The sequence below is a fragment of the Rectinema subterraneum genome, assembly GCA_009768935.1.
GTDB lineage: Bacteria > Spirochaetota > Spirochaetia > Treponematales > Rectinemataceae > Rectinema > Rectinema subterraneum.
The window spans coordinates 10,316-12,411 of record WESA01000049.1 but is presented as its reverse complement, the minus strand read 5'-3'; the positions used below and the strand labels follow the sequence as shown (position 1 = coordinate 12,411).

Sequence of the window (2,096 nt, the reverse complement as noted above, 5' to 3'; positions counted from 1 at the left end):
GTATCTTGCCGAAATCGAGACGCTGTTCAAGAAACCAATCACCATCATGCCGCTTCTCGATACGGAAATAACTGGCTTGCCCATGGTGGCTGAGGCATCAGAGCTGCTCCTTGCGGAGCGCAAAACCGAAAGTGCGTAAAAAGGGGTGATGTGACTATGGTGTATGAATACCGCTGCCGGGACTGCTCTAATGTTTTTGAAGTCCAGGCAACTATGGAAGAGAAAGCAAAAGGGCTCAATCCGGTATGTCCGAATTGCGCATCGAAGAATACAGCGCAGGTATTCAGCAGTATCGGCATTTTCCGCAGAACAGCTGCAGGAAGCGCTGGTGGCGCGTTTTCCTGCGGGCCCAATCCCGGTTCAGGATGCTGCGGCTGAAATCCAATGGAGGAGTGCATGACAGATATAATGCTTGAGGCAGAGAGCTATGTGCAGGCATCCCGTTCGCTTGCGAAGGCAATTGCTGCAACAGGGAACTATGCAATATTCGAGAAAGCACGAGATCGTCTCAGCACGGATGCTGAAGCGCGAAACATGCTCAAGCAGCTGGAGGCTGCTGAGCAGAAAGCGCAATTGTCTGCAAGCTGGGGAGGGCTGTCCGACCATGAACGCAGGAAACTCGAGCGTATGCAGCAAGAGACATTCAAACAGCCTACTATTCTGGCTTTTCTCGAGGCTCAGAAGAGCCTGATTGCCGAGTTGCAGGAGCTCAACCGATACATGACCGAGAAACTCGGTATCGATCTTGCAGATATGACCAAACCGCAGACCGGATGTTGCGGTTGAGGAGAAACCATGGAAGCACGATTACAGCAGGCAGCAGATCGCTTTATCTCGACTCTTGGGAATAATCCCAAAGTGAGTACCTTCAGGAACGCGAACGATGATTTTTTTAACGACTCGGAGCTGGCGGCTCTAAGGAAGCGTTACAACGAAAACCTTATTATTGCCCGAAAAAAGCAATATGACGGAACGCTCACTCAGGAAGAACTCAACACAATCCGGACACTCCAGGCGCAAGTGAGCAACCATCCGATCACGCAGCGTTTTGTGCAGGCTCGTGCGGAAGTCCTCGATGTGTTGACCGAATGCAATAGTGCAATCAGCGAGCTGCTTGGCTTCAACTATGCGCAAGCGGCGGCTCCGCCGGCGAATTGCGGCTGAGCGGGTTTTATATGAGCGATACAATTCGCGTTAGAGTTATCGCGCCGCCTGCGGCGCCGAATGCCTGTGGCGATACATGGGAACATGCGGTGCAGCTCATAGAAACGAGAATCAGCGCCAGGTATCCCGGTACGGTCACGTTTGAATTTGTGCCGTTGTTCAGCAAGGCATTTTTCGATATGCCGCTTGTGGTTCAGGCCTTAGGCGACGGGACGGCGCAAATGCCAGTCATTCTTGTTGGCGACAGGATCATACAGTCAGGCGGCAAGATTTCCGAGTCGAAGATCCGCGCGGAAATAGAGGGGATATTGCATGGAAAAGATCAAACAGAACAGCGCGGGTGACGCATCGCTTGGGGTACTCGACCGCATTCAACCGCTCCTTCTTGTTGCGGCGATTGCTATAGGATTGCTGCTTGCCTCTATAATGCCAGCGTTTGCGCGCCGCTTAGAGCCATCTGCAACTTAATTACACTTCGAACTGGAAGTCCGCTTTAAGGCCCTCCTGCAGGGCGTTCGTCGCGGTTCCGTCGGTGGTGGCTTTGGTCAGCAATTGCTGAAGTTTTTCTTTGGGAGCGGAACTTTTTACGGCAATCTTGCAGTGGATGTGCTCCAGACCCAGGGGATCGTTCCGTTTCTGAGCGGTAAAGTCGATTCGTATGTCATCGATCTTCAGGGATTCCGCCTGGGCTACCTTGTTGATATTCGACATGATACAGGCGCCGTAGGCCGCAATGACTGTTTCCGGTGGGGTAAAGCCCAGTTCGGGTTCGGTTCCCACGAGCGACATTCGTAGTGTGCTTCCATGGGCAGACGCCAGTGCGATTTTTCCGTTTTCCCGACTCAGCGAGATTTCATATTTCTTGCTTTGGGGATGTTCGTTCATTCTTGCTGCTCCTATTGTTGCAATATTGCAAAATAATAAAAATAATA

General features: G+C 51.8%; 5 protein-coding genes. 4 read left to right on the top strand and 1 reads right to left on the bottom strand.

Annotated elements, in window-relative coordinates:
- Positions 1-156: 156 nt before the first annotated feature.
- Genes GAP13_RS13325 through GAP13_RS10855 form a run of 4 tightly spaced genes read left to right on the top strand, consistent with a single transcriptional unit; the run spans position 157 to position 1,508 of the window.
- The gene (locus GAP13_RS13325; RefSeq protein ID WP_158908344.1) at positions 157-378 is read left to right on the top strand and encodes an FmdB family zinc ribbon protein; all 222 of its coding nucleotides are present in this window, start codon (positions 157-159) and stop codon (positions 376-378) included.
- A gap of 18 nt (positions 379-396) precedes the next feature.
- Complete coding sequence (locus GAP13_RS10865) at positions 397-786, top strand: YlbF/YmcA family competence regulator (protein WP_158908343.1); 390 nt, start codon at positions 397-399, stop codon at positions 784-786.
- Positions 787-795: 9 nt separating this feature from the next.
- A complete protein-coding gene (locus tag GAP13_RS10860; RefSeq protein WP_158908342.1) occupies positions 796-1,164 on the top strand; it encodes a YlbF/YmcA family competence regulator in 369 nt (122 codons plus the stop codon).
- A gap of 11 nt (positions 1,165-1,175) precedes the next feature.
- Entirely contained in the window at positions 1,176-1,508 is a 333-nt protein-coding gene (locus GAP13_RS10855) for a hypothetical protein (RefSeq protein WP_158908341.1), read from the top strand.
- A gap of 124 nt (positions 1,509-1,632) precedes the next feature.
- Here GAP13_RS10855 and GAP13_RS10850 read toward each other — a convergent pair whose 3' ends face one another.
- On the bottom strand, positions 1,633-2,049 hold the full coding sequence (locus tag GAP13_RS10850) for an OsmC family protein (RefSeq protein ID WP_158908340.1): 417 nt from the start codon (positions 2,047-2,049) through the stop codon (positions 1,633-1,635).
- Positions 2,050-2,096 lie beyond the last annotated feature (47 nt).